The organism is Pontibacterium granulatum (genome assembly GCF_029961155.1).
In the GTDB taxonomy this organism is placed as follows: Bacteria; Pseudomonadota; Gammaproteobacteria; order Pseudomonadales; family Balneatricaceae; genus Pontibacterium; species Pontibacterium granulatum.
The window spans coordinates 39,086-63,912 of the sequence record NZ_JASBRH010000012.1 but is presented as its reverse complement, the minus strand read 5'-3'; the positions used below and the strand labels follow the sequence as shown (position 1 = coordinate 63,912).

The 24,827-nt window shown below is 55.5% G+C and carries 24 protein-coding genes; 5 read left to right on the top strand and 19 right to left on the bottom strand.

All coding sequences use genetic code 11. The annotated features are described in order from the left end of the window. Positions 1-9 precede the first annotated feature (9 nt). From ileS to murJ, 3 genes are all read right to left on the bottom strand, one after another. On the bottom strand, positions 10-2,826 hold the full coding sequence (gene ileS / locus QKW35_RS12695; protein ID WP_282353600.1) for an isoleucine--tRNA ligase: 2,817 nt from the start codon (positions 2,824-2,826) through the stop codon (positions 10-12). Positions 2,827-2,849: 23 nt separating this feature from the next. After that, the gene (gene ribF / locus QKW35_RS12690; protein ID WP_282353597.1) at positions 2,850-3,782 is read right to left on the bottom strand and encodes a bifunctional riboflavin kinase/FAD synthetase; all 933 of its coding nucleotides are present in this window, start codon (positions 3,780-3,782) and stop codon (positions 2,850-2,852) included. Positions 3,783-3,884: 102 nt separating this feature from the next. Then, positions 3,885-5,474: a murein biosynthesis integral membrane protein MurJ gene (gene murJ, locus QKW35_RS12685; protein WP_282353595.1), complete on the bottom strand. Its 1,590-nt coding sequence runs from the start codon at positions 5,472-5,474 to the stop codon at positions 3,885-3,887. Between the two features lie 176 nt (positions 5,475-5,650). Here murJ and rpsT point away from each other — a divergent pair, with 176 nt between their 5' ends. Continuing rightward, positions 5,651-5,914, top strand: coding sequence for a 30S ribosomal protein S20 (gene rpsT / locus QKW35_RS12680; RefSeq protein WP_282353594.1), 264 nt, complete (start codon positions 5,651-5,653; stop codon positions 5,912-5,914). 129 nt (positions 5,915-6,043) lie between these two features. On the opposite strand, the gene proB is transcribed toward rpsT, so the two are convergent. The 4 genes from proB to rplU form a co-directional block, all read right to left on the bottom strand. Then, positions 6,044-7,186, bottom strand: coding sequence for a glutamate 5-kinase (proB, locus tag QKW35_RS12675; RefSeq protein WP_282353592.1), 1,143 nt, complete (start codon positions 7,184-7,186; stop codon positions 6,044-6,046). A 15-nt stretch (positions 7,187-7,201) separates the two neighbouring features. Further along, a complete protein-coding gene (cgtA, locus tag QKW35_RS12670; protein ID WP_282353590.1) occupies positions 7,202-8,401 on the bottom strand; it encodes an Obg family GTPase CgtA in 1,200 nt (399 codons plus the stop codon). A gap of 112 nt (positions 8,402-8,513) precedes the next feature. After that, positions 8,514-8,771: a 50S ribosomal protein L27 gene (rpmA, locus tag QKW35_RS12665; RefSeq protein ID WP_282353588.1), complete on the bottom strand. Its 258-nt coding sequence runs from the start codon at positions 8,769-8,771 to the stop codon at positions 8,514-8,516. A 22-nt stretch (positions 8,772-8,793) separates the two neighbouring features. After that, the gene (gene rplU, locus QKW35_RS12660; RefSeq protein WP_282353585.1) at positions 8,794-9,105 is read right to left on the bottom strand and encodes a 50S ribosomal protein L21; all 312 of its coding nucleotides are present in this window, start codon (positions 9,103-9,105) and stop codon (positions 8,794-8,796) included. Between the two features lie 212 nt (positions 9,106-9,317). On the opposite strand from rplU, the gene ispB reads away from it, so the two are divergent. Then, positions 9,318-10,286 carry an octaprenyl diphosphate synthase gene (gene ispB, locus QKW35_RS12655; RefSeq protein ID WP_282353583.1) on the top strand — a complete coding sequence of 323 codons (969 nt, stop codon included), beginning with the start codon at positions 9,318-9,320 and terminating at the stop codon, positions 10,284-10,286. Between the two features lie 50 nt (positions 10,287-10,336). Here the strand turns inward: ispB and QKW35_RS12650 are convergent, their stop codons facing one another. Continuing rightward, entirely contained in the window at positions 10,337-10,963 is a 627-nt protein-coding gene (locus tag QKW35_RS12650) for a thiopurine S-methyltransferase (RefSeq protein ID WP_282353580.1), read from the bottom strand. Between the two features lie 125 nt (positions 10,964-11,088). On the opposite strand from QKW35_RS12650, the gene fabA reads away from it, so the two are divergent. Both fabA and fabB read left to right on the top strand, forming a co-directional pair. Beyond that, positions 11,089-11,604 carry a 3-hydroxyacyl-[acyl-carrier-protein] dehydratase FabA gene (gene fabA, locus QKW35_RS12645; RefSeq protein WP_282353579.1) on the top strand — a complete coding sequence of 172 codons (516 nt, stop codon included), beginning with the start codon at positions 11,089-11,091 and terminating at the stop codon, positions 11,602-11,604. Positions 11,605-11,753: 149 nt separating this feature from the next. Then, entirely contained in the window at positions 11,754-12,971 is a 1,218-nt protein-coding gene (gene fabB, locus QKW35_RS12640) for a beta-ketoacyl-ACP synthase I (RefSeq protein ID WP_282353577.1), read from the top strand. A 304-nt stretch (positions 12,972-13,275) separates the two neighbouring features. Here fabB and fusA read toward each other — a convergent pair whose 3' ends face one another. The 9 genes from fusA to moaA form a co-directional block, all read right to left on the bottom strand. Further along, a complete protein-coding gene (gene fusA, locus QKW35_RS12635) occupies positions 13,276-15,366 on the bottom strand; it encodes an elongation factor G (protein ID WP_282353575.1) in 2,091 nt (696 codons plus the stop codon). A 220-nt stretch (positions 15,367-15,586) separates the two neighbouring features. Then, a complete protein-coding gene (locus QKW35_RS12630; protein WP_282353573.1) occupies positions 15,587-16,885 on the bottom strand; it encodes an NCS2 family permease in 1,299 nt (432 codons plus the stop codon). Between the two features lie 196 nt (positions 16,886-17,081). Next, positions 17,082-17,819 carry a lysophospholipid acyltransferase family protein gene (locus QKW35_RS12625; protein WP_282353571.1) on the bottom strand — a complete coding sequence of 246 codons (738 nt, stop codon included), beginning with the start codon at positions 17,817-17,819 and terminating at the stop codon, positions 17,082-17,084. Between the two features lie 3 nt (positions 17,820-17,822). Next, positions 17,823-18,077 carry a molybdopterin converting factor subunit 1 gene (gene moaD / locus QKW35_RS12620; protein WP_282353570.1) on the bottom strand — a complete coding sequence of 85 codons (255 nt, stop codon included), beginning with the start codon at positions 18,075-18,077 and terminating at the stop codon, positions 17,823-17,825. A gap of 1 nt (position 18,078) precedes the next feature. Then, complete coding sequence (gene moaC, locus QKW35_RS12615) at positions 18,079-18,561, bottom strand: cyclic pyranopterin monophosphate synthase MoaC (RefSeq protein WP_282353569.1); 483 nt, start codon at positions 18,559-18,561, stop codon at positions 18,079-18,081. 15 nt (positions 18,562-18,576) lie between these two features. Then, positions 18,577-19,695 (bottom strand): 1-acyl-sn-glycerol-3-phosphate acyltransferase, encoded by a 1,119-nt coding sequence (locus tag QKW35_RS12610; protein ID WP_282353568.1) that lies wholly within the window; start codon positions 19,693-19,695, stop codon positions 18,577-18,579. Positions 19,696-19,998: 303 nt separating this feature from the next. Continuing rightward, positions 19,999-21,216, bottom strand: coding sequence for a molybdopterin molybdotransferase MoeA (locus QKW35_RS12605; RefSeq protein ID WP_282353566.1), 1,218 nt, complete (start codon positions 21,214-21,216; stop codon positions 19,999-20,001). 36 nt (positions 21,217-21,252) lie between these two features. After that, complete coding sequence (gene moaB / locus QKW35_RS12600) at positions 21,253-21,792, bottom strand: molybdenum cofactor biosynthesis protein B (RefSeq protein ID WP_282353563.1); 540 nt, start codon at positions 21,790-21,792, stop codon at positions 21,253-21,255. Between the two features lie 117 nt (positions 21,793-21,909). Continuing rightward, the gene (moaA, locus tag QKW35_RS12595) at positions 21,910-22,920 is read right to left on the bottom strand and encodes a GTP 3',8-cyclase MoaA (protein WP_282353562.1); all 1,011 of its coding nucleotides are present in this window, start codon (positions 22,918-22,920) and stop codon (positions 21,910-21,912) included. A 123-nt stretch (positions 22,921-23,043) separates the two neighbouring features. Here moaA and QKW35_RS12590 point away from each other — a divergent pair, with 123 nt between their 5' ends. Further along, a complete protein-coding gene (locus QKW35_RS12590; RefSeq protein WP_282353561.1) occupies positions 23,044-23,433 on the top strand; it encodes a SirB2 family protein in 390 nt (129 codons plus the stop codon). Between the two features lie 7 nt (positions 23,434-23,440). On the opposite strand, the gene rfbD is transcribed toward QKW35_RS12590, so the two are convergent. Both rfbD and QKW35_RS12580 read right to left on the bottom strand, forming a co-directional pair. After that, the gene (gene rfbD / locus QKW35_RS12585) at positions 23,441-24,370 is read right to left on the bottom strand and encodes a dTDP-4-dehydrorhamnose reductase (protein WP_282353560.1); all 930 of its coding nucleotides are present in this window, start codon (positions 24,368-24,370) and stop codon (positions 23,441-23,443) included. Positions 24,371-24,606: 236 nt separating this feature from the next. Next, positions 24,607-24,822 carry a formate dehydrogenase subunit delta gene (locus QKW35_RS12580; protein WP_282353559.1) on the bottom strand — a complete coding sequence of 72 codons (216 nt, stop codon included), beginning with the start codon at positions 24,820-24,822 and terminating at the stop codon, positions 24,607-24,609. Between the last annotated feature and the right edge of the window lie 5 nt (positions 24,823-24,827).

Sequence of the window (24,827 nt, the reverse complement as noted above, 5' to 3'; positions counted from 1 at the left end):
CAACGATCCTTACGCGAAGCTGCGGCTTTCACCTTCACCTGCTACGTTGTCTACACAGCGACCACACAGCTCTTCGTGCTCGGCGTTTGCACCCACGTCTTCACGGTGGTGCCAGCAACGACCACACTTGGCGTATTCGGTTTTCGCTACGCTCACCTGCAGACCATTCACGTCAGTCGCCTGAGCATCGGATGCGTCCGCTGCTGCAGCCACGGCCGCCTTGGAGGTAATCAGAACAAAGCGCAGCTCGTCACCCAGCTTGTCCAGCTGTGCTTTCAACGCGTCGTCGCAGTACAGGGTCACTTCCGCTTCCAGGCTGGAACCGATCAGGCCTTCGTTACGGCGCGCCTCCAATTCCTTGTTCACTGCGGTTTTAACCGCCATCACCTGATTCCAGAATTCGACATCCAGTGCCTCGCCTTCCGGCAGTTCCGCCAGGTTTTCGTACCAGGTACCCAGCAGCACGGATTCGTCGTGCTCGCCCGGAATCTGCTCCAGGATCTCGTCAGCGGTGAAGCTGAGGATCGGCGCAACCCAGCGGGTCAGTGCTTCCACGATGTGGTACAGCGCAGTCTGACAAGAGCGACGTGCCACACCGTCAGTGGCAGCGGTGTACTGACGGTCCTTGATGATATCCAGGTAGAAACCACCCATCTCCTGGGAACAGAAGATAGACACTTTCTGGTACACGTTCAGGAACTCATAGTTCTCGTAGTGGCTCAGCAGCTCTTTCTGCAGCTTCGCCGCACGATCAACCGCCCAGCGATCCAGCGCCACCATGTTTTCTGGTGCCACCAGGTCCTTCGCCGGATCAAAACCGTTCAGGTTCGCCAGCAGGAAACGAGCAGTGTTACGGATACGACGGTAGGCGTCCGCTGCACGCTTCAGGATGTCGTCGGAGCAGGTCATCTCGTTGCGGTAGTCAGTAGACGCCACCCACAGACGCAGGATATCTGCACCGTACTTGTTCATCACTTCCTGTGGCGCAACGACGTTACCGATCGACTTGGACATCTTGCGGCCCTGACCGTCTACGGTGAAGCCGTGGGTCAGCACCTGTTTGTAAGGCGCCTGACCGGTGATCGCCAGACCTGTTTTCAGGGAGGACTGGAACCAGCCTCGGTGCTGGTCGGACCCTTCCAGATACAGATCTGCAGGGTAGCGGTGACCTTCGCGGCGACCCAGCACGCCCTGGTGGGTTACACCGGAGTCGAACCATACGTCCAGGGTGTCGGTCACCTTGCTGTACAGCTCCGCTTCGTCACCGAGCAGCTCGTCCGCTTCCAGCTCGAACCAGGCTTCGATGCCCTGCTCTTCCACTTTCAGCGCCACCTGCTCGATCAGCTCGGCAGTACGTGGGTGCAGCTCCTGGGTTTCACTGTGTACAAACAGTGCGATCGGCACACCCCAGGTACGCTGACGAGAGATACACCAGTCCGGGCTCTGCTCCAACATCGCTTCGATACGGTTCTGACCCCACTCTGGTACCCAGCGCACGCCTTTCACGGCGTCCAGGGTCTGCTGACGCAGGCCGTTGTCGTCCATCGCCACGAACCACTGTGGCGTCGCACGGAAGATCAGCGGCGTTTTGTGACGCCAGCAGTGCGGGTAGCTGTGGTGCAGCTTGTCGTGATGCATCAGGGTACCGCGTTCCTGCAGCACCTCGATCACGTTGTCGTTGGCCTTCATCACGTGCTGGCCTTCAAACAGCTCGGTGCCTTCCACGAAAACACCGTTGTCAGCAACCGGGTTCAGCACACCCAAGTTGTATTTCTGACCAACCTGGAAGTCTTCCTGACCATGGCCCGGTGCGGTGTGTACGTTACCGGTACCGGCGTCAGTGGTCACGTGATCGCCCAGGATCACCGGCACCTGACGGCTGTAGAAACAGTGCTGCAACTGCTGGTGTTCCAGGTTGCTGCCCACGGTGCGGCCCACGATCTCGAAGTTTTCCACGCCGTAGCGCTGCATCGCAGCGTTCACCAGCGCGTCAGCCAGTACAACCAGCTCGTCGCCCTGACCGTTGTCCAGCTTCACCAGCGCGTATTCCAGCTCCGGGTGCAGAGACACCGCCAGGTTCGCCGGCAGGGTCCATGGCGTGGTGGTCCAGATCACAACGGATACCGGCAGGCTGTTATCGACCAGCCCAAACTCCGCCGCCATCTCTGCCGCGTTGGCCGCAGGGAAGCGCACATCGATCGCCGGAGAGGTTTTGTCCTGGTATTCCACTTCCGCTTCTGCCAGTGCAGAACCACAGTCCAGACACCAGTGAACCGGCTTGAACCCTTTGCGCAGGTGGCCGTTGTCCACGATCTTACCCAGAGAGCGGATGATGTCCGCTTCCATCTGGTAGCTCATGGTCAGGTATGGATTATCCCAGTCGCCCTGCACGCCCAGACGGATGAAATCAGCCTTCTGACCTTCTACCTGCTTGGCAGCGTACTCACGGCACTTCTTACGGAAATCCGCGTACGGAACTTTTACGCCCGCTTTGCCGTGCTTTTTCTCTACCTGATGCTCGATCGGCAGGCCGTGACAGTCCCAACCAGGGATGTAAGGCGCGTCGAAGCCGGACAGGGTGCGGGATTTTACGATCATATCTTTGATGATCTTGTTCACCGCGTGACCGATGTGGATGTTGCCGTTTGCGTATGGAGGGCCGTCGTGCAGAATGAAGCTCTTGCGACCTTTGCTTACTTCACGAATTTTCTGATACAGGCCCATTTTCTGCCAACGCTCCAACATCTTTGGTTCGCGCTGGGCCAGGTTGCCTCGCATCGGGAATGCCGTCTCCGGCAGGTTCAGTGTCGCTTTATAATCGGTCATGATTGTCGCTTCCGGATTGATGTTCAGGTGTTCTGCGCGAAGTAAGCGCGCACCTGATCGATATCTGCAAAGATCTGCTCTTTAAGCTGCTCCAGTCCATCGAACTTCTGTTCGGGACGGATAAATTCTAAAAATTCCACGCTCAGCAACTGGCCGTACAGGTGTCCTTTGAAGTCCAGCAAATGAGCTTCAAGCACCGGCTGTACGCCGTTGACGGTCGGTCGCATACCCACGTTGCATACCGCGTTTTCAAAACTGCCGTCGGGCATCGCGACGCGTACGGCATATACACCCCGCATCGGGCATGGGAAACGGTGCATACGGATATTGGCCGTTGGCACACCCAGCTGCCGTCCCAGTTTCTGGCCATGCAGCACCCGCCCCGTCACAGTGTAGCGACGGCCCAGCAGGCGTTCGGCCAGGGTAAAATCGTTCTGTTCCAACGCTGCACGGATACGGGTACTGGACACCCGGTCCCCGTCCATCAGGAAAGTGGCAGTATTCACCACGGAGAAACCGTGACGGGCACCACTCTCACACAGCATGTTGTAGTCACCGGCCCGGTCACAACCGAAACGGAAATCGTCACCCACCACAAAGTGCTGTACCGCCAGCCCTTTCAGCAGCAGCTCATCAATAAACTCTTCCGCCGACATCGATTGCAGACGCTTATTGAAGGTCAGACAAAGTACCCGATCGATGTTTTCCGCCTTCAGCAGGCGTACTTTCTCATCAAAGCGGGTGAGGCGTGGTGGCGCTTTGTCGCCGGCAAAAAACTCACGCGGCTGAGGCTCGAAGGTGATCGCGACCGAGGGCAGGCCCAGTTCCGCAGCCTTGGCTTTAACCTGCTCCAACACCCGGCGATGCCCCAGATGAACACCATCGAAATTACCGATGGTGGCCACGCAGCCCCGGTGTTTATCACGCAGATTGTGTAATCCTCGAATGAGTTCCATCACTACAACAGCCAAGCCCCAAAAAACAAACGGCAAATTATAGCCTAATTGTGCGCCTGCGAGTACCTATCAGACCAAGGAATTACAAGCGCTACAGAGAGATCAACCGACATTTTTCAGATGCGCGGGACGCATCCCCATCAAGACCAGTGTCAACAGGTACACGCCAGCACCACCAAACACCAGAACCGCCATGTGCCAGGCACGGTCCAGCACACCCCATTGCAGCCACTGCTGCAGATCGCCCGCCAGCCAGATCAGCAACGCAGCCATCGCCGCATTGGCCATCAGCAAACGGAACAGCATGATATTCCAGCCCGGTTGCCACTGGAACACACCTGCCTGCAGCAAACCACGCAGCAACAGCCCCGCATTCAGGAACGCCGACAGCGAGGTCGCAGCCGCCAGACCCACGTGCTGCAGCGGGTAGATCAACATCAGGTTGAACACCATATTGGCCACCGCCGCCTGGATACCGATTTTCACCGGTGTTTTGGTGTCCTGGCGCGAGAAGTAACCGGTCGCCAGCACTTTGATCAGCATGAACGCCAGCACACCGCAGGCATAGGCCTGCAAGCTCATCGACGCCATCGTCACGTCACGGTCGGTCAGCGCGCCGTAGTGGAACAGGGTCACGATCATCGGCCCGGCCAGAATAAACAGCGCCACCGCGGCCGGCAGACCGATCAGCAATACCATGCGGATCGCCCAGTCGAGTGTATGGGAGAAGTGCTCCGCCGACTTTTCCGCATGCTTGCGGGACAAACTCGGCAGAATCACCGTAGCTATGGCGATACCAAACACACCCAGCGGCAATTCAGCCAGACGGTCGGAGTAGTACAACCAGGACACACTGCCGGTCTTCAGGAATGACGCCAGCACCGTATCCAGCAACAGGTTGATCTGGGTAACCGATACACCAAACAACGCCGGCAGCATCAGCTTCAGAATCCGACGCACCCCCTCATCGGTACGATCCACCACAGGACAGGGCAACAGGCGCAAGCGCATCAGGAACGGCAGCTGGAAAACCAACTGCACCACACCCGCGATCATTACCCCCCAGGCCAGCGCCAGGATCGGCGGATCAAACAGCGGTGACAGAAAGACCGCCGAGCTGATCAGGGTGACGTTGAGCAACACCGGGGTAAACGCCGGCACCGCGAATCGCTCGTAGCTGTTGAGGATCGCCCCGGCAAAGGCGGTCAGCGAGATCAGCAGCAGATACGGAAAGGTAATGCGCAACATCTCGGCGGCCAGATCAAACTTCTCACCGCCGGCCATATAGAATCCGGGCGCAAACAGCGCGGTCAAAAGCGGCGCACCCAGCATGGCGATAACCGTTACAGTAATCAGGGTGGCCCCCAGGGTACCGGCCACACGGTCTATCAGCGCTTTAACTGCCGCATAATCCCGCTGACTGCGATATTCGGACAACACCGGCACAAACGCCTGCGAAAAAGCCCCTTCAGCAAACAGACGGCGCAGAAAGTTCGGTATTTTGAAGGCCACAAAAAAAGCATCGGCACTGCCGGAGGCACCAAAGTAATTGGCCACCACCACATCGCGTACCAGCCCGAGAATTCGGGACAGCATCGTCATGATGCCCACCACACCACTGGAGCGCAGCAAGCTGGATGACTTCACCTTGTTTGCATCTGCAGACGCCGGCTTTTCCTTCTGTTCGTCCAAGTATCTATCCTCAGCGGGCTTAACTGCGGCAATAATACCCCCGCCCCCTGAAAAATGCTCATCCTTTTATTGACACTGCCCTTACAAATGTGAATAATCTCGCCTCTCAATTTTTGACACCTGCACATGGGTGTCGAGTTGTATTTTTAACCAGATAACGTTTAAGGAGTCGGACTGTGGCAAATTCCGCAGGATCTCGTAAACGCGCTCGCCAGGCGGAAAAGCGTCGCCAGCACAACGCTAGCCTGCGCTCCATGGTGCGTACCTACATCAAGAAAGTTGTTGCTGCTATCGATGCAGGCGACCAGGCAGCTGCTAACGAAGCACTGAAAACTGCTCGCCCAATCATGGACAGCTCTGTGAACAAAGGCATCTTCAGCAAAGCTAAGATCGCTCGCACTAAGAGCCGCCTGAACGCGCGCATCAAAGCACTGGCTTAATCGCCTCACTGCTTTCTTAGAAAAACCGGCTTCTGCCGGTTTTTTTGTGCCTGTTTTTATCCATAGCAAGCACAAACAAAAAAGGCCGACATCACTGCCAGCCTTTTGAGAATCACTTTAAAGACCGATTCAGACAGGCGCCGCCCGACTGCTCAGTGCCAGATTGTCGCGATGCACCAACTCCGCCTCACCCACAAAGCCCAGAATGGACTCAATCTGCGAACTTGGCTTGCCGATGATTTTACGCGCTGCTTCGATACCGTAGTTCACCAGACCGCGTGCCACGATGTAGTCGTTTTCATCGACCATCAGCACCATCTCACCACGAGAGAAGTTACCCTTTACGCTCTTCACACCGGCCGGCAGCAAACTCTTACCACCGGTAGTCAGCGCTTTCACCGCCCCCGCATCCAGCACCAGGGTACCTTTCGCCTGCAGGTGACCGGCAATCCACTGTTTACGCGCAGCTTCCGGCTGCTGATCAGGCACCAACAAGGTACCGATACTTTCACCGGTACGTAGACGGGTCAGCACATTGTCTTCACGCCCACTGGCAATCACGGTTACAGCACCAGAGCGGGCCGCCAGCTTAGCTGCGCGCACTTTGGTTGCCATACCACCCCGACCCAGCTTACCGCCGCCGCCAGCCATCGCATCCAGCACCGGATCACCCGCACGCCCTTCAGAAACAAACTCAGCATCCGGATTCTTACGCGGGTCCTCCTTGTAGAGACCACGCTGGTCGGTGAGGATCACCAGACCATCCGCCTCCACCAGGTTCGCAACCAGCGCCCCCAGAGTATCGTTATCACCAAAGCGGATCTCATTGGTGACCACAGTGTCGTTCTCGTTAACCACCGGCACCACCCCCAACTCCAGCAAGCTACGCAGGGTCGCACGCGCATTCAGATAACGCTTACGGTCGGAGTGATCTTCGTGGGTCAACAGAATCTGCGCCGTATGCGTACCATGACGCTGAAAGTTGGTCTCATAAGCCTGCACCAGCCCCATCTGACCCACGGCAGCCGCTGCCTGCAACTTGAACACCTCATGGGGTCGCTCAGTCCAGCCAAGACGCGTCATACCCTCAGCAATAGAACCTGAAGATACCAGTACGATTTCCATACCCTGCGCACGCAGAGCAGCCAGCTGCTCCACCCAGTGAGCGATCGCCGCATGATCCAGCCCCTGACCATCATTGGTCAGCAAGGCACTCCCGATCTTAACGACCCAGCGCTTTCCTTTGACTAACTGTTGGCGTTCAGATGTCACGAAATTACCTCAATCCTATTCACGCACCCATTCGACTTCGACATCGTAATCATCATCGTCGAAGTCATCATCCAGCTCATCGGCTGCTTTTGCATTATTCCGTCGGGACAGGCGCAGCTCTTCGATACGGGCACGCGCCTCGACATCGATCTGCTCGCGAATCGCGTGCTCCTGCTCCAGAATACTTGGATCTTCCTCGATCGCCATCAAGCGCTCATCCAGGAAGGTTTGAATCTCTTTTGCCAGCGCATCGGTACCGTCACCGCTGATTGCCGAGATACGATAAACCGGTCCTTCCCAGCTCAGCGCATCAATCACCGACTGGCAACGCTCTTCGTGCTCCTCTTCCGGCACCATATCCAGCTTGTTCAGCACCAACCAGCGCGGCTGCTCAGACAGCGTACCCGAGAATTTCTCCAACTCGCTTACCGCGACAGACGCAGCTTCTGCCGGCGTCACCTCATCCCACGGCGCCATATCCACGATATGCAGCAACAGACGGTTACGCGCCAGGTGCTTCAGGAAGCGAATACCCAAACCCGCCCCTTCTGCAGCACCCTCAATAATGCCCGGAATATCGGCAATCACGAAGCTACGGTACTTCTCGGTACGCACCACACCCAGATTTGGCACCAGGGTGGTAAACGGGTAGTTGGCTACTTTAGGCTTCGCCGCGGATACTGCACGAATGAAGGTGGATTTACCGGCATTTGGCAGACCCAGCAGACCTACATCAGCCAGCACCTTCAGCTCCAGCTTGAGGTTGCGGGTTTCACCTAAAGAGCCTTTAGTGGTCTGACGTGGCGCACGGTTCACACTGCTCTTGAAGCGGGTGTTACCCAGTCCGTGGAAACCGCCCTGGGCGATTTTCTCACGTTGACCGATCTCAGTCAGGTCAATCAGCACCTCATCGGTGTCGGTATCGATAATGGTGGTGCCCACCGGCACTTCCAGCACCAGGTCTTCACCTTTGGCACCAGTACAATCACGCCCCATACCGTTCTGGCCGTTTTCCGCCTTAAAGCGACGGGTAAAACGGTAGTCCACCAGAGTGTTCAGGGATTCACTGGCCTCAAAATAGATCGAGCCACCGTCACCCCCATCGCCGCCGTCCGGGCCACCTTTCGGGATATACTTCTCGCGCCGAAAGCTCATACAGCCATTGCCTCCCTTGCCGGCTTCTACCGTAATCATCACTTCATCGACAAACTTCATCTATTTCCCCCGAAAGGTTTTGCCCCTGCCTGCTTAAGACAACAGAGCGATTTAAAATGCACAAACAAAAAAGCTCCGCCTGTGCGGAGCTTTTTGCAAGGAAAAGACCTTATTAGGCAGGTACAACAGTGATGTACTTACGCTTCTGAGGGCCTTTTACTTCAAACTTCACTACACCGTCTGCAGTTGCAAACAGAGTGTGATCTTTACCGCAACCTACGTTTGGACCAGCGTGGAACTTAGTACCGCGCTGACGAACCAGGATGTTGCCTGCGGTCACAACCTGACCACCGAAACGCTTGACACCAAGGCGTTTCGATTCGGAGTCGCGACCGTTGCGAGTAGAACCCGCGGCCTTCTTATGAGCCATTCTCTAATCTCCGTTCGATTGATTAGGCGTTGATGCCAGTAATTTTAACTTCAGTGTACCACTGACGGTGGCCCTGACGTTTCATGTGGTGCTTACGGCGCTTGAACTTCAGAATCTGAACTTTCTTACCGCGACCGTGCTCAACAACCTCAGCTGTTACCTTAGCACCTTCAACAACTGGTGCGCCGACTTTGATGTCGTCACCGTTGCCAACCAGCAATACGCGATCGAACTCAACGTTCGCGCCCTGCTCAGCTGCCAGCTTTTCCAGTTTCAGGGTTTGACCTTCCTGAACTCGGTACTGCTTGCCGCCGCTTACGATTACTGCGTACATGATTTTCTCCGTATATTTAGCCCATCCGGCTACTGGAAAACGACCTACTTCTAATGGCCAACCCATATGGTAGGGAGCTTAATTTGGATGAACTAGGGCGCGCGATTATATAGGAGTTTGTGCAATTGAGCAACTCTTGACCGGTTTCCTTGACAGTCACCCTGACTGTCCCTAGCATGCGCCCATACTCTATATATGTATATATATCCGCCATGCAGCCACATCAGCTAAATCCGCAAATCGAACCGCAGTTCGAAGCCGTCAACGACTACATCATCAACCACCTGGGCTCTAACGTGCCATTGGTGGAAAAAATCGGCCACTACATCGTCGAGAGTGGCGGTAAGCGCCTGCGCCCACTGCTGGTCCTGCTCAGTGCAAACGCCTGTGGTTACAACGGCGACAAACACGTTCCACTGGCGGCGATCATCGAGTTCATCCACACCGCGACCCTGCTCCACGACGACGTTGTGGACAACTCCGAGCTGCGCCGCGGCAAAGACACCGCCAACGCAAAATGGGGCAACGCACCCAGCGTACTGGTCGGTGACTTCCTCTACTCCCGCGCCTTCCAGGTGATGGTGGAGATCGGCAGCATGGACATCATGCAGGTGATCTCCAACGCCACCAACGTCATCGCCGAAGGTGAAGTACTGCAGCTGCTGAACGCGAAGAACCCGGACACCACCGAGGATGCCTACATGCAGGTCATCCTGGGTAAGACCGCCATGCTGTTTGAAGCCGCTACCGAATCCGGCGCCATCCTGACCGATTGCACCGCAGAGGAACGCGAAGCGCTGCGCCTCTACGGCCGTCATCTGGGCATTGCCTTCCAGCTGATCGATGACGTGATGGATTACCTCTCCACCGCGGAAGAGATGGGTAAAAACGTAGGCGACGATCTGGCCGAGGGCAAACCGACCCTGCCTCTGATCCACGCCATGCGCGAAGGCAACGACGAAGAGCGCCAGCTGATCCGCCAGGCGATTCGCAAGGGCGGCCTGGACGATCTGGAACCGATCATGGAGATCGTACGCAAGACCGGCGCGATCACCTACACCCAGCAGCGCGCCCAGGATGAAGCGGACAAAGCGATCGCAGCCCTGAACGTTCTGACCGACAGCTCCTTCAAGGATACCCTGAAACAACTGGCCGACATCGCCGTGAAGCGCAAAGCTTAAACCCGAGCATTCATGCACCGGGTCGACCGGCCCGGTGCAATCTCCCCGCTCTATTCCCCCGACCTGTCCAGCAACAGGTAAGCCACATCGTTCCCCTTTGGCCCGTCTTCGGTTTCACCCAGACGACGGATCTCAAAACGCTCGCCGTACAACTCACGCACCTCCGATTCACCAATTGCAAATGGCGGCCCCTGTTCACCAGCAAACTCCATGGTAATCAACAGCATCGACACCCCCACCGGCAACTTTTGGCACAGCATCTGCGCATACGCTTTTCGCATCTCCTGCGGCAAGGCCACCAATGCGGCACGATCATAGACAGCCCCGATCGTATCGAAGCGCGCCACCTCCAATGCAAACACATCCCCACACAACAATTCGATTCCGTCGCAACGAAACGCCTTATACAACCCACTTTCGGCAACTTCGACTTCGGCACCATTTTCTGCAAAGAACGCCTCACAAGCGCCCCGATTCAGCTCCACACCCACGACTGAGTGCCCTTGCTCCCGCAACCAAAGCATATCGCGGCTTTTACCACAAAGCGGCACCAGCACCTGAGTATCTGCCTCCACATTCAGTGCCGACCAGTACCTCTGCAGTTGCCGGTTGAACTCCCGCTGATGAAAGCCAATGCGCCCCTCTTCCCAACGCGCATGCCAAAAAGCGTGCTCCATAACGACCCCTAAGCCCTAAGTTTTAAACTTTTTGCGGATTTTAACTGACCTAGACCGTGCCACGCAGGGCCCAAATCGGTATAATCACGCGATATTTTAAGAAAAATTTGGGTAAACAGTTTCCAATGACAAGACCTTCCTCTTTTAATCGCGATGAGCTGCTCTCTTGCGGCCACGGCGAAATGTTTGGCCCGGGCAACGCCCGCCTGCCAATCGGCAACATGCTGATGATGGATCGCATCCTGGAGATCACTGAAGACGGTGGCGAATTTGGCAAAGGCGAAATCATTGCCGAGCTGGATATCAACCCTGACCTGTGGTTCTTCGCATGTCACTTTGAGGAAGATCCTGTTATGCCAGGCTGCCTGGGCCTGGACGCCATGTGGCAGCTGGTAGGTTTCTACCTGGGCTGGCGCGGAAACAAAGGCCGCGGTCGTGCCCTGGGTGCCGGTGAAGTAAAATTCTTCGGCCAGGTACTGCCAACCGCCAAAAAAGTTACCTACCACATTCAGCTGAAGCGTGTTATCGAGCGCAAGCTGGTAATGGGCATCGCAGACGCTTCCATGTCTGTTGACGGCCGTGAAATCTACACCGCAAAAGATCTGCGTGTCGGTCTGTTCACTTCGACTGACGACTTCTGATCATTTCAGCGGTCTTACTTACAAGACCGCTGATACCCTCTACTTCGATAATCCTCATCCTCGACGAGTAGCCAAGCGGCGCAGATTATCGGAAAATAGCGGGTCATTTGCTGTATAAATACAACCGAGTGGAATAAGAGAGGCATCACATGCGACGGGTAGTTGTTACCGGTATGGGGATCGTGTCCTGCCTGGGCACAGATAAGGAGTCTGTCCTGGAGTCACTGCAGCAGGGGCGCTCCGGCATCAAATTCCAGGAAGATTACAAAGAACGCGGTTTCCGCAGCCACGTAGCAGGCAGCATCGACATCGATTTTGCTGAAAAGATCGACCGCAAGCTGTTGCGCTTCATGGGTGATGCCGCGGCATACACTTACATCGCTATGAACGAAGCGATTGCAGATTCAGGCCTGGAAGAAGACCAGGTTTCCAACGAGCGCACCGGCCTGATCGTAGGCTCTGGCGGCGCATCTGCAGCCAACATCGTTGAAAGCGCAGACATCACTCGCGAGAAAGGCGTTAAGCGCGTAGGCCCTTACCGCGTAACCCGCACCATGGGTTCTACCGTTTCCGCTTGTCTGGCAACCCCTTTCAAGATCAAGGGCGTTAACTACTCCATCACGTCCGCATGTGCGACCAGCGCACACTGTATCGGTAACGCAATGGAGCAGATCCAGCTGGGCAAACAGGACGTAGTATTCGCCGGTGGTGGTGAAGAACTGCACTGGGCTCAGACTGCAATGTTTGACGCGATGGGCGCACTGTCCAGCAAGTACAACGATACTCCAGAGAAAGCATCCCGCGCATACGACGCAAACCGTGACGGTTTCGTGATCGCAGGCGGCGCCGGCGTTCTGGTTATCGAAGAGCTGGAACACGCGAAAGCACGCGGCGCGAAGATCTATGCGGAACTGGTTGGCTACGGCGCAACCTCCGACGGCTACGACATGGTTGCTCCTTCCGGCGAAGGCGCTGTTCGCTGCATGAAGCAGGCGATGGCAACCGTGGACGGCCCTATCGACTACATCAACGCACACGGCACCTCCACCCCTGCGGGCGACATGCAGGAACTGAAGGCGATGAAAGAGACCTTCGGTAACAAGATGCCACCAGTAAGCTCCACCAAGTCTCTGTCCGGTCACTCCCTGGGTGCTGCAGGCGTACAGGAAGCCGTATACTGCCTGCTGATGCAGCAGAACGACTTCATCTGCGCATCTGCAAACGTAGAAGAACTGGATCCGGAAGCGGAAGGCCTGCCAGTTGTGACCGAGCGTCGCGACGGTGTAAACCTGGAGCGCGTGATGTCCAACAGCTTCGGCTTCGGCGGCACCAACTCCACCCTGGTATTCCAGAAGTACCACGACTAATCAACTGCCTGACTTCAGGAAGCGATAAAAAACCGCCTTCGGGCGGTTTTTTTGTGCCTGCGATTCAGTATCAGCTGTAGCAGCCCGCTCTGAGGGCGACATTTTCAGAATATGAGGCATTATCTTGGCCGCACACCTTAAAGCCCGCCGCTACACACCATGACCTGCCATGACAACAATTCATTATGTTGGGCATTACTTCGTAATGGCCAACCTACATTTTTCATTGCCTTTTTACAGACAAAATAAAACCCCGATGACGTTCGTCACCGGGGTTTCTTAAGATGCGTCAGCTTAAGCCAGATTACTTAGCTGCTTTCTTCTCTTTTTCTGCAGCAATCACAGTCTCAGCAACGTTTGCTGGGCAAGGCATGTAGTGGGAGAACTCCATGGAGAACTGACCACGACCGGACGTGATAGTACGCAGGTGACCGATGTAACCGAACATCTCGGACAGAGGAACGTCTGCCTTGATACGAACGCCGGTAGTACCTGCTTCCTGGTCCTTGATCATGCCGCGACGACGGTTCAGGTCACCGATTACGTCACCCACGTTGTCTTCTGGAGTGAACACGTCAACCTTCATGATTGGCTCCAGCAGCTGCGCACCCGCTTTAGGGATGGACTGACGGAATGCACCTTTAGCAGCAATTTCGAATGCCACTGCAGAGGAGTCAACCGCGTGGTAACCACCGTCGAACAGCTCGACCTCAACGTCCAGTACAGGGAAGCCAGCCAGAACACCCTGCTCCATCATGGACGCAAAGCCTTTCTCTACTGCAGGCCAGAATTCCTTAGGAACGTTACCACCCACAACAGTGGAGGAGAACTTGAAGCCAGTACCAGGCTCAGCAGGCTTGATGCGGTAGTCGATCTTACCGAACTGACCGGAACCACCAGACTGCTTCTTGTGTGTGTAGCTGTCTTCGATCGCCTGAGTGATGGTTTCACGGTAAGCAACCTGTGGCTGACCTACTTCCAGCTCAACGCCGTAAGTACGCTTCAGGATGTCTACTTTGATGTCCAGGTGCAGCTCACCCATACCTTTCAGGATGGTCTCACCGGAGTCTTCATCAGTCTCAACCTGGAAAGACGGGTCTTCTGCAACCATCTTACCGATCGCGATACCCATTTTCTCAACAGAACCTTTGTCCTTAGGAGATACAGCAATGGAGATTACTGGCTCAGGGAAGATCATTGGTTCCAGAGTACAAGGGTTTTTAGGATCACACAGAGTGTGACCAGTCTGAACATTCTTCATACCGACAACTGCGATGATGTCACCCGCCTGAGCGTAATCCAGCTCAGTACGGTCATCCGCGTGCATCTCAACCATACGGCCGATACGCTCAGTTTTGCCAGTGTAGGAGTTCAGGATGGTGTCACCCTTACGCATTACACCGGAGTAGATACGGATGAAGGTCAGGGCGCCGAAACGGTCATCCATGATCTTGAATGCCAGCGCGCGCAGCGGCTGATCAACAGATACAGTTGCTACTTCACCAGTTGGCTCACCGGTTTCTTCGTCAGTCAGAGGCTGAGCATCAACTTCAGTTGGGGACGGCAGGTAGTCAACAACCGCGTCCAGAACCAGCTGAACACCTTTGTTCTTGAATGCAGAACCACAGTAAGTTGGGAAGAAGTCCAGCTTACGAGTACCTTCACGGATGCAACGTTTGATGTCTTCCATGGAAGGCTCTTCGCCGTCTTCCAGGTAAGCCATCATCAGGTCTTCGTCCTGCTCCAGCGCAGTTTCGATCAGCTCTTCACGGTAAGCTTCTGCGTCGTCAACCATATCCGCTGGGATATCGGTGATTTCGTAGTTTTCTGGCAGACCAGTGTCATCCCATACGTACGCTTTCTGAGACAGTACGTCTACAACACCCACGAACTGATCTTCAGTACCGATTGGCAGAGTCATAACCAGTGGGTTAGCACCCAGTACTTTCTTCACCTGATCTACAACGCGGTAGAAGTCTGCACCCAGACGGTCCAGCTTGTTTACGAAGATCAGACGCGCTACTTCGGATTCGTTCGCATAGCGCCAGTTGGTTTCGGACTGAGGCTCTACACCACCGGAACCACAGAATACACCTACACCACCATCCAGTACTTTCAGGGAACGGTATACTTCAACGGTGAAGTCAACGTGCCCCGGAGTATCGATGATGTTCATGCGGTGATCTTTCCAGAAACAGGTAGTCGCTGCGGACTGGATGGTAATACCACGCTCCGCTTCCTGCTCCATGAAGTCAGTAGTAGCCGCACCGTCGTGTACCTCACCGGTCTTGTGGATCTTACCGGTCAGTTTCAGGATACGTTCAGTAGTAGTCGTTTTGCCCGCGTCAACGTGGGCGAAAATACCAATATTACGGTAATGGGATAAATCTGCCATTTCATCTCTCGATATTTGGGGGCGTATTTTGCGCGAAAGGATACAGGAATTTGCTCCATAAGTGGAGTCATTCAGTATGAAAAACGAGCATTTTTCGTACACTTCGAATAAGTTCTTGTCATCTAAGAACTTATATCCTGCACGATCCAATGCCCTTTTCGCGCCGCCGTAGTCACTTCAGCCCGGGAGGGAGCCACACTCCCCCGCCAGGACTGCTAATTTAGATAAATGCGTGGTATGCAATCAGCGCAACAGCCAGCACAACCATCAGCGGATGGATATCCTTAGCTTTACCAGTGAAGGTGTGGATCAGCACATAGGAGATCACACCCAGGGTAATACCGTGCGCAATGGAGTAGGTGAACGGCATCGCAATGATAGTAAGGAATGCCGGTACGCCATCTTCCAGTTTGCTCCAGTCCATTTCACGGGCCGCAGACATCATCATCGCGCCCACCACAATCAGCGCCGGCGCAGTGGCCAGTGCAGGAACGGCAGTGAACAACGGCGTGAAGAACAGCGCCAGTAGGAACAGAGCAGCCACCACAACAGCGGTCAGACCGGTGCGACCACCCTCTTCGATGCCGGTAGCGGATTCGATGTAGGTAGTCACGGTACTGGTACCCAGCAGGGAACCCGCAGTGGTGCCGGTCGCGTCTGCCATAAAGGCACGATCCGCGCCTGGCAGCTCACCCTTACTGTTCAGGAAACCACCCAGACGGCCCACACCCATCAGGGTACCGGCGGTATCAAAGATGTCCACGAACAGGAACGCAATCACAACAGTGATCAGGGTCGCGTTAAAGATCTGACTGAAATCCAGCGCCATGAAGGTCTCTTTCGGCAGACTTGGCATCGACACGATACTTTCCGGCATCGGCGACAGGCCGGTGAACCAGGCGATCAGAGTCAAGCTGACGATACCGATCAGGATCGCACCTTTAACCTGCTTAACCACCAGTGATGCGGTCAGTACGATACCAGCCAGCGCCAGCAGCACTGCCGGATCATGCAGGTCACCCAGGGTCACCAGTGTCGCCGGGTGATCCACGGTCAGGTTTGCCCCTTGGAAACCGATAATCGCCAGGAACAGACCGATACCGGTCATCGTGGCGATCTTAATGCAATGCGGAATGGCGTTGATCAGCTTGGTACGCACACCGGTCATCGCCAATGCCATAAAGATCAGGCCCTCAATGAACACCGCCACCAGCGCAACCTGCCAGTCGACGCCCATGCCTTTTACGACCCCGAAGGTGAAGTAGGCATTCAGGCCCATACCCGGCGCCAGCGCGAACGGGAAGTTAGCGAAAACACCCATGATCAGGGTGGCAATCGCCGCTGCCAGAGCGGTCGCAATCGCTACATCGTTCGCCGGCATTCCGGCCAGAGCCAGGATCTGCGGGTTTACGAACAGGATGTAGGACATGGTCAGGAACGTGGTGAAACCCGCCCGGATCTCGGTCTGGATATCACTACCGCGTTCTGAAATCTTAAAGTAAGTATTCAGCGCATTCATTCAGTCAGTACCGTGTTTTGGTCTGCATGGATTTTGAAGGCGGCAAGCCTATCAGGCTTTGCCCCTAATAACATCTGTTTATGTCAATAGATCGTTCGGCTTAACGCCACTATCTGACTCTATAGGGTAGTTCAAATAAACAACAAAAAAGGGCCAACCATTTGGTCAGCCCCTTTTTACCGTTCAGCAACAGGGATTATGCCACGTTCATCTTTTTCATCTCTTCCAGCAACCAGCCGGCAGAGTCTTCGTGGACGTCATCAACACTGCGTTCGTGGGTATCTACCACAGGCCCAACCTTGACGGTTACGGTACCCGGATACTTCACATAGCTTTTACCCGGCCAGTAGATACCGGCGTCGTGCACAATCGGAATGATCGGCACGCCAGCACTGGCCGCCAGCATGGCGCCACCTTTGTTGAACTTACCGGTTTTGCCGACAGGCACGCGGGTGCCCTGCGGGAAGATCAGTACCGGAATCTTCTCTGCCAGGCGCTCTTTTCCCTGCTGCAGCAACTGTTTCAACGCACCGCGACGCTTGCTGCGGTCCAGAGCAATCGGCTTCAGCAGGCCCAGCGCCCACCCGAAGAACGGGATCTTCAGCAGTTCCTGTTTGAGCACGCAGCTCTGAGGACGCACCAGGGTCTGGAAATAGAGCGTTTCCCATTCGCTGGAGTGGTTGGAGACCACGACGTAACCGCCGTCTTTTGGCAGCTTCTCGGCACCTTCCACCTTGACCTTCACGCCACAACAAAGCCGCAGCCAGAAGATATAGAAGAAGTTGATACCGGTGATCAGCTTAAAACGGGCGCGGAACGGCAGGAACGGCGCGATCAGCAAACACATGCTGGAATATACGATCGTCACCAGGTAAAAGCCGATGTAATAGAGGGTCGCCCGCACATACAACAGCGGAGAAGCTTGCTGTGACATCCATTAACCTCCAGTTACAGGTGGGAAAAACGCCACCTCGTCACCGTCAACCACCGGGTGATCGGCTTCCACCATCTCCTGATTAACCGCCACCAGCACATTTGCCGCCTGCAGGGTATCTGCCCACACCGCGTCACGATCCGCCACCAGGTGAGCGGTCAGCTCACTGACATTGCTTACGGTTTCCGGCAGCGTCACCTGCTCGCGATCCTGACCGAGCTTCTCACGAAAGCTGGCGAAATAGACCAGAGTAATCATCTTATTCGTCTCCTGCCTGCCAGTGGCCGCTCTTACCGCCTTTTTTCTCCAGCAGCTTCACTTCGCTGATCACCATGCCTTTATCCACTGCTTTGCACATGTCATAGATAGTCAGTGCCGCCACGGATGCAGCGGTCAGCGCTTCCATCTCCACACCGGTCTGGCCTGCCAGCTTGCAGGTGGCAGTGATCTGAACGCTGTTGCGCTCGGCATTTGGCTGCAGATCAACGGTTACTTTACTCAGCATCAATGGATGACAGAGCGGAATCAGGTCGCTGGTGCGTTTTGCGGCCTGGATACCGGCAATACGCGCCACCGCCAGCACATCCCCTTTCTTGTGACCACCTTCGGTGATCAGTTGCAGGGTTTCCGGGGTCATCAGGACCTCGGCACAGGCAGTCGCTTCACGGCTGGTTACCGCTTTTTCGGACACATCCACCATGTTGGCGTTGCCCTGTTCATCCAAGTGCGTCAAACGGCTCATGGGGTCTCCCGGGCGTTAGCCCTTCACCTTGTCCTGGTTAGTGACCGGGTTGGCGTACATGGCACGCAGAATATCGCGCGCGCCGCCCTCCACCGATTCCAACCGGGCATTAAATTCAGCCTGCTCTTCCGCACTGGTGTCGTCGCCACGACCGGCAGCGATCAGGTTGGAGCTGTGCAGGTGGTAGTTTTTCAGGATCTGACGGTCAATCTCTTCCGCCATCGCTTCCGGCGTTTCAAATTCGCCGCGTATTACCTCACCAAAGGCAACATGGACCCGGCCTTTGTTGCCAGTGATCCCTTTTACAATACTTTCGATATCTTCAAATTGGCCTTTCTCATAGGCGCCGTCCTGTGCCAGTGCATTCAGCTCGTTCGCCTTCAGCGCGTCACACGGATCATATTCGTAAGAGATGGAAACCGGCACAATGTTCAACCGCTCCATCGCTTCGCTGAAACTGCGCTTCGCCTTGCGGTGGGACATGTAGAACATCTTCAGGATCGCCGGATCAGTCCGGTCGTTGCCGTCTTTGGCGCGTCCTTCACGCTGGGCGATCCAGATTGACTGGCCATCCTGTACGATGCTGTGGTCGATATACTGAGACAGCTGGGTCAGCGCCTTCATCACCTCACGCGGCGCCGTGGCCGAGCGGTTTACGATAAAGCTTTTGTTGAGGCGCATCAGGTCCGAGATGTACGGCTTGCGCAGCAGGTTATCACCGATGGCGATGCGCACTGTGTCCATACCAAACTGGTGACGGACCCAGTTTACAAACGCCGGGTCCATGGCAATATCACGGTGATTGGAGATAAAGAGGTAGGACTCCTCAGGATCAAGCTCGTCGATACCAGACACCGTCAGCTTGGTGGTGGTACGGGCGATCATCTTCTCCATGTACTTGGCCACCAGCATCTGGAACTCGGCGATGCTGTTCACCTCACCCACTTCACGTGCCAAGGCAATACGTACCATCGGCTTTAGCGCCCAACCGAAGAACTTGGAGGCATTAGGAAACTGGTAGCCGGTAATCGCGCTGATCAGCTCGTCGTTGTACAGCAGCCGGTTGAGCACCTCCGCTACTTCCTGATCCCTATATGGACGAATCTCGCGAAACGGATCCTGCTGATCTGCCATTAGCCCCTCTGTTTAAATTGCCATATGTTGAAAAAAGGCGCCTATTTTACCGTTTTAAGCGGCAACTTACAGCGTGGAAAGATCAAGGAACCTGCGAATAAGTCCGATACTTTCTCTGCGGTCGATAAAACGGCTTTATGCGCGAAAGGCAGTGCAGCGGAATGACTGGTCCTTTCCAAGCGGCCTGACAAAGCAGAAAGCTGTTTTAGCGCCCTCCCTTCGGGGTATTCAGAGGCGTTTCGGACCTGTTCGCTGGTTCCTTAATCCGCGACACGGATCAATATCCTCGCATCGCGAAAGAGTTTAAGAAAGGAGTTCTGAAAACGGGATAAAGCCCACAAGATCGCCTTCCACCACCTGGGTATTCGGCGCAATCACCGCCAGACCATTGGCCCAGCTGGCAGACGAAAGCATGCCGGAACTCTGGTTGCCGAACGGCTCGACACGGCCATTGTCAAATCGCGCACGCAGGTATTCCTGACGCACGATGGCACGGGAACGGGTAAATCCGGCCGGCGCCTGCAACATCATCGGCGCTTCCACATTTGCACCCTGCTGCTTGAGCAGGCATGGGCGGGCCAGTAGACAGAAGGTGATCAGGCTGGAAGCCGGGTTACCCGGCAAGCCAAAGAACGGCACCCCCTGCACCTGACCGTAGGCCAGCGGTTTGCCCGGTTTGATCCTGATACGCCACAGATCGAGACGGCCCAGTTTCTCAACAACGGCTTTGACGTGATCCTCTTCACCCACAGAGACGCCACCGGTGCTGACGATCACATCCGCCTGAGCCGCCGCTGTGCGCAGGGCGCGCTCGGTATCTTCGGCAGTGTCCTGCACCCGTCCCAGGTTCACTAACTCCATACCCAGCTTCGCCAGCAGACCCGCCAGCAGGAAGCGGTTGGAGTTGTAGATCTGACCCGCCGCCAGCGGCTCACCCGGCTCGACCAGTTCATCACCGGTGCAAAGCAACGCCACGCGCAACGGTTTATAGACGTTGACTTCAGCCAGGCCCGTCGAAGCCAGCACACCCAAGTCTGCCGGTTGCAAACGGGTGCCCCGGGCCAGCGTTGCGGCGCCCTGCTCTATATCCTGCCCTTTAGGACGGATGTTCTGCTGGTCTTTTACGCCAGCCGGAAACACGACCTGGTCGCCTTCAACGCGGGTCTGCTCTTGCATCACCACCGCATCCGCCCCCGCCGGTATCTCGGCACCGGTAAAGATGCGGGCACAAGTACCCGGCTGCAGCGTTCCCGGTGCTTGCCCTGCAGGGATACGGGCGCTGACCGGCAAGGCGGTTTCCTGTTCGGCATCCAGATCCGCAATACACACCGCGTAACCGTCCATACTGCTGTTGTCCGCCGGCGGCACATCCACTGCCGCAATCGGCGATTCGGCCAACACACGTCCGATTGCGGATTGCACCGGCACCGTTTCCACACCGGCCGTTACTGCGGTGTTGTCCAGCAGGCGCGCCAACGCCTCGTCGATAGGCATCAACCCCGGATTATCACAACTGCTCATCGCTACTCTCCTTCTTCCCTCGGGCAAGCTGGGGTCTTAAACGGCGCTGTTTGCGCTATGCTTCAGGATCATTTCGACGAAATTGCACGGACGGAAACGGTTATCCAACTGATCCTTGATCACCTTCTCCCATCCAGTGCGACACGCACCGGTGGAACCCGGCAGACAGAAGATCACGGTACCGTTAGCCAGACCACCCATCGCACGGGACTGGATGGTAGAGGTGCCGATCTCTTCGAAGGAGATCTGGCGGAACAGCTCACCAAATCCCTCAATCTCTTTATCAAACAGCGGCTGCATCGCTTCCGGCGTAGAATCGCGGTTGGCAAAACCGGTACCACCGGTGGAGATGATCACCTGCACCTTGGGGTCGGCGATCCACTGGGAGGTTACGGCGCGCATCTGGTATACATCGTCCTTAACGATGATTTTCTCAACCAGGGTATGCCCTGCCGTCTGCAGACACTCCACCAACGCCAGACCGGATTTGTCGGTGGCCTCATCGCGGGTATCGGATACCGTCAGAACGGCGATATTAAGCGGGATAAACTCTGCCTGTGCGGATGCATGGCCCATGGTTGAAACTCCTGAATCTGTTACACATTGGCTGGCGCGCCCGGCTTATCAGGGCGTGCGAATCTGAGAATGGCACCACTGTATCACAACAGTGGTGAGGACGAAGGCTGATGCTGGTCAGCCCCCGGTCATGTTCATAAAGCGCAGGATCTGTGGCTCATCTTCTTCCAGATCAAACCAGTGACGCTCCGGCTTCAGGCCCATGGAATCGATGATGGTCTGGCGCAGCAGCTCCTGATCACCCGGATTGGCGCGCATGATCTTGCGCAGGTCCACCGAATGCTCGTTGCCCAGGCAGAGCAGCAAACGCCCTTCCACGGTGACACGTACGCGGTTACATTCACTGCAGAAGTTATGGCTGTGGGGCGAGATAAAACCGATACGGCTCTCACTGTCAGCCATACGGAAGTAACGGGATGGACCGGCAGTGCGTTCGGTGGTGGCCATCAACGGATAACGTTGTTCGATAATCTGCTGCACTTCATCGCTGGAGCAGTAGGCTTCGGCCCGGTCATGCTCAGTGATACCACCAAGCGGCATCTCTTCAATAAAGCTTACATCCAGCTGTTTATTACGTGCGTAATCGACCAGGTCCAGTACTTCGTCATCGTTACGGCCCTTCATCACCACGGCGTTCAGCTTGATCTTCTCAAAGCCCGCTTCACGGGCAGCATCAATACCGGCCAATACCTGATCCAGACGATCACTACGGGTCATTCGCTGGAAGCGATCCCGACGCAGACTGTCGAGGCTGATATTCAGGCGCGAGACACCGGCATCGCGCAGGTCACCCGCCATATGACCCAGCTGGGAGCCATTGGTGGTGATTACCAACTCCACCGGCAACTTACCAATCGCACGGATCAGATCCATCACACCGCGACGCACCAGTGGCTCACCGCCGGTAAGACGGATCTTTTTCACACCCAGTTCGACAAACGACTCGGCGACGTTGTAGATCTCCTCCAGGGTCAGCACCTGCTGCTTGGGCAGAAACTGCATGTTTTCACTCATGCAGTATACGCAGCGGAAATCACACCGGTCGGTCACCGACAACCGCACGTAATCAACCCGGCGGCCAAAGTCATCAATCAGCGCTTGTTTTTGTTGTTCGGACTGAGTACTCATAACTAACCAATATCAATGAACAGGTTTTTATCCAACTTTACGATAAAAACCTGTGTAAACTTTATTCGCTCATCCTAGTACAGCAGATTCAGATACAACCTTATACCGTTTAGATATTCCAAAATGAGCTACTTGGCGATTAAACATATCCATGTCACGGCTGTAGTCCTGAGCCTGACCTTCTTCCTGTTCCGTGGCTGGTGCATGCTGCAGAAACCGCGTCTGCTCAACAAACGCTGGATGCGCATTGGTCCGGATAGCATCGACACCGTACTGCTGGTGAGTGCCGGTCTGCTGGCATATAAGCTGCAGCAGTATCCTTTTGTGGACAGCTGGCTGACGGCAAAAGTTCTCGGCCTGCTGTTATATATCGTCCTGGGCAGTGTCGCCCTGCGCCGGGGACGCACCCGGGCCATTCGTATTGTTGCCCTTACCGGGGCAATGCTGGCCGCCGCTTATATCGTCGCGGTTGCCATTACACACCATCCACAACCCTGGACGGTGTGGCTGTAACTAAATATTAGCTTTCCACCGCCTGCTTGCGCAGGTTGTAGTGAAAGCGGATTACTTCAGACAGGTCACTGCGCCACGGACGCTGATGGATACCAAAGGTATTCAACAGCTTCTTGCACTCCAGAACCGATGAACCGGGACGCTGCACCTCTTTCGCGTACTGACTGGCGCTGACCGCCGTCAGCTTTTCCATCGCCAGCTCTTCGTACCCCATTGCCAGCGAGATAATCTCTTTACAGAAGCTGTAACGGTTACTCACCTCGCCACCACAGTAGTGGTAGGTTCCCCAGGCTTCTGCGCCATTATGGATCTGCTTCAGCATCGCCAGCACCACCCGTGCCACATCGGACGCGGCGGTTGGGCATCCGATGCGATCGCTGACCGCACGGATCTCCAGTTGGCTCCGTGCCCGCTCCAAGGTCCGGGTCACAAAGTTGTTGCCGGTTTCGCTGAACACCCAACTGACGCGCAGAATAATGTGTTGTGGCAGCACTTGGCGCAGCGCCTCTTCGCCCAACCATTTGCTGTCGCCGTAGACGCCCAGCGGCGAGACTTCATCATCCTCGCGATAACCACTTTCGTAGTGGCCATCAAACACAAAGTCGCTGGAAATATGCACCATCGGGATCGACAGATCACCACAGGCGCGGGCCAGTTTATCCACACCGGCTGTATTCACCGCATAACAGCGCTCATGTTCGTGTTGCGCGGCATCCACACCGTTGTAGCCAGCACAGTTGATTACGTAGTCCGGTAGATAGAGATCCAGCTTTTCGTGAATCTGCTCCTCCGAGGTGATATCCAGCTCCTTTGGGCCCAGCCCCACCACGGAAAAAAAACTATCGTCTTCGCTCCTCTGCACAATGGAGGAACCCACCTGGCCGGTTGCACCGGTCACCAGGATCTTTACCGGTTTTGTGTAATCTTCGAATGTCATACCAGGCGAAAAACCCATCCTTCATAACGTCAACGAGAGTTGTGGCCACCCACCACACAGCGGATTCTGAATAGCACCTCTGCGTTAATTCAGAACTCACGTTCTTTCGATAATAGAGTTTTATCTTTTGCTGTAAAGCAAAAGCGTTTCGCACTGGCGAAAATTGATATCCTTGACTTAGGAAGGAGCGCATAAGTCCCGTGAGTGCCTAAAGGACTTATTTGCTCCTTCCTTACTTAAAGTTGCTGTACCGCCTGTTTCACCACAGGGTGCAGTTCTTCACCACCGGCCTGCAGATACTCGCGAATCTGCTCTTTCATCGAGCGCGCCCAAAAGCGGCTCAGGTGGCTGCTGACAACCTGCGCAACTGCAGTATCGTCGCCCACATGGCGGTTGTTGTCCGCAATCTGATTGGCCATTCGGATCAGGCTGGCTAACTGATGGCTGCCCATAGTCC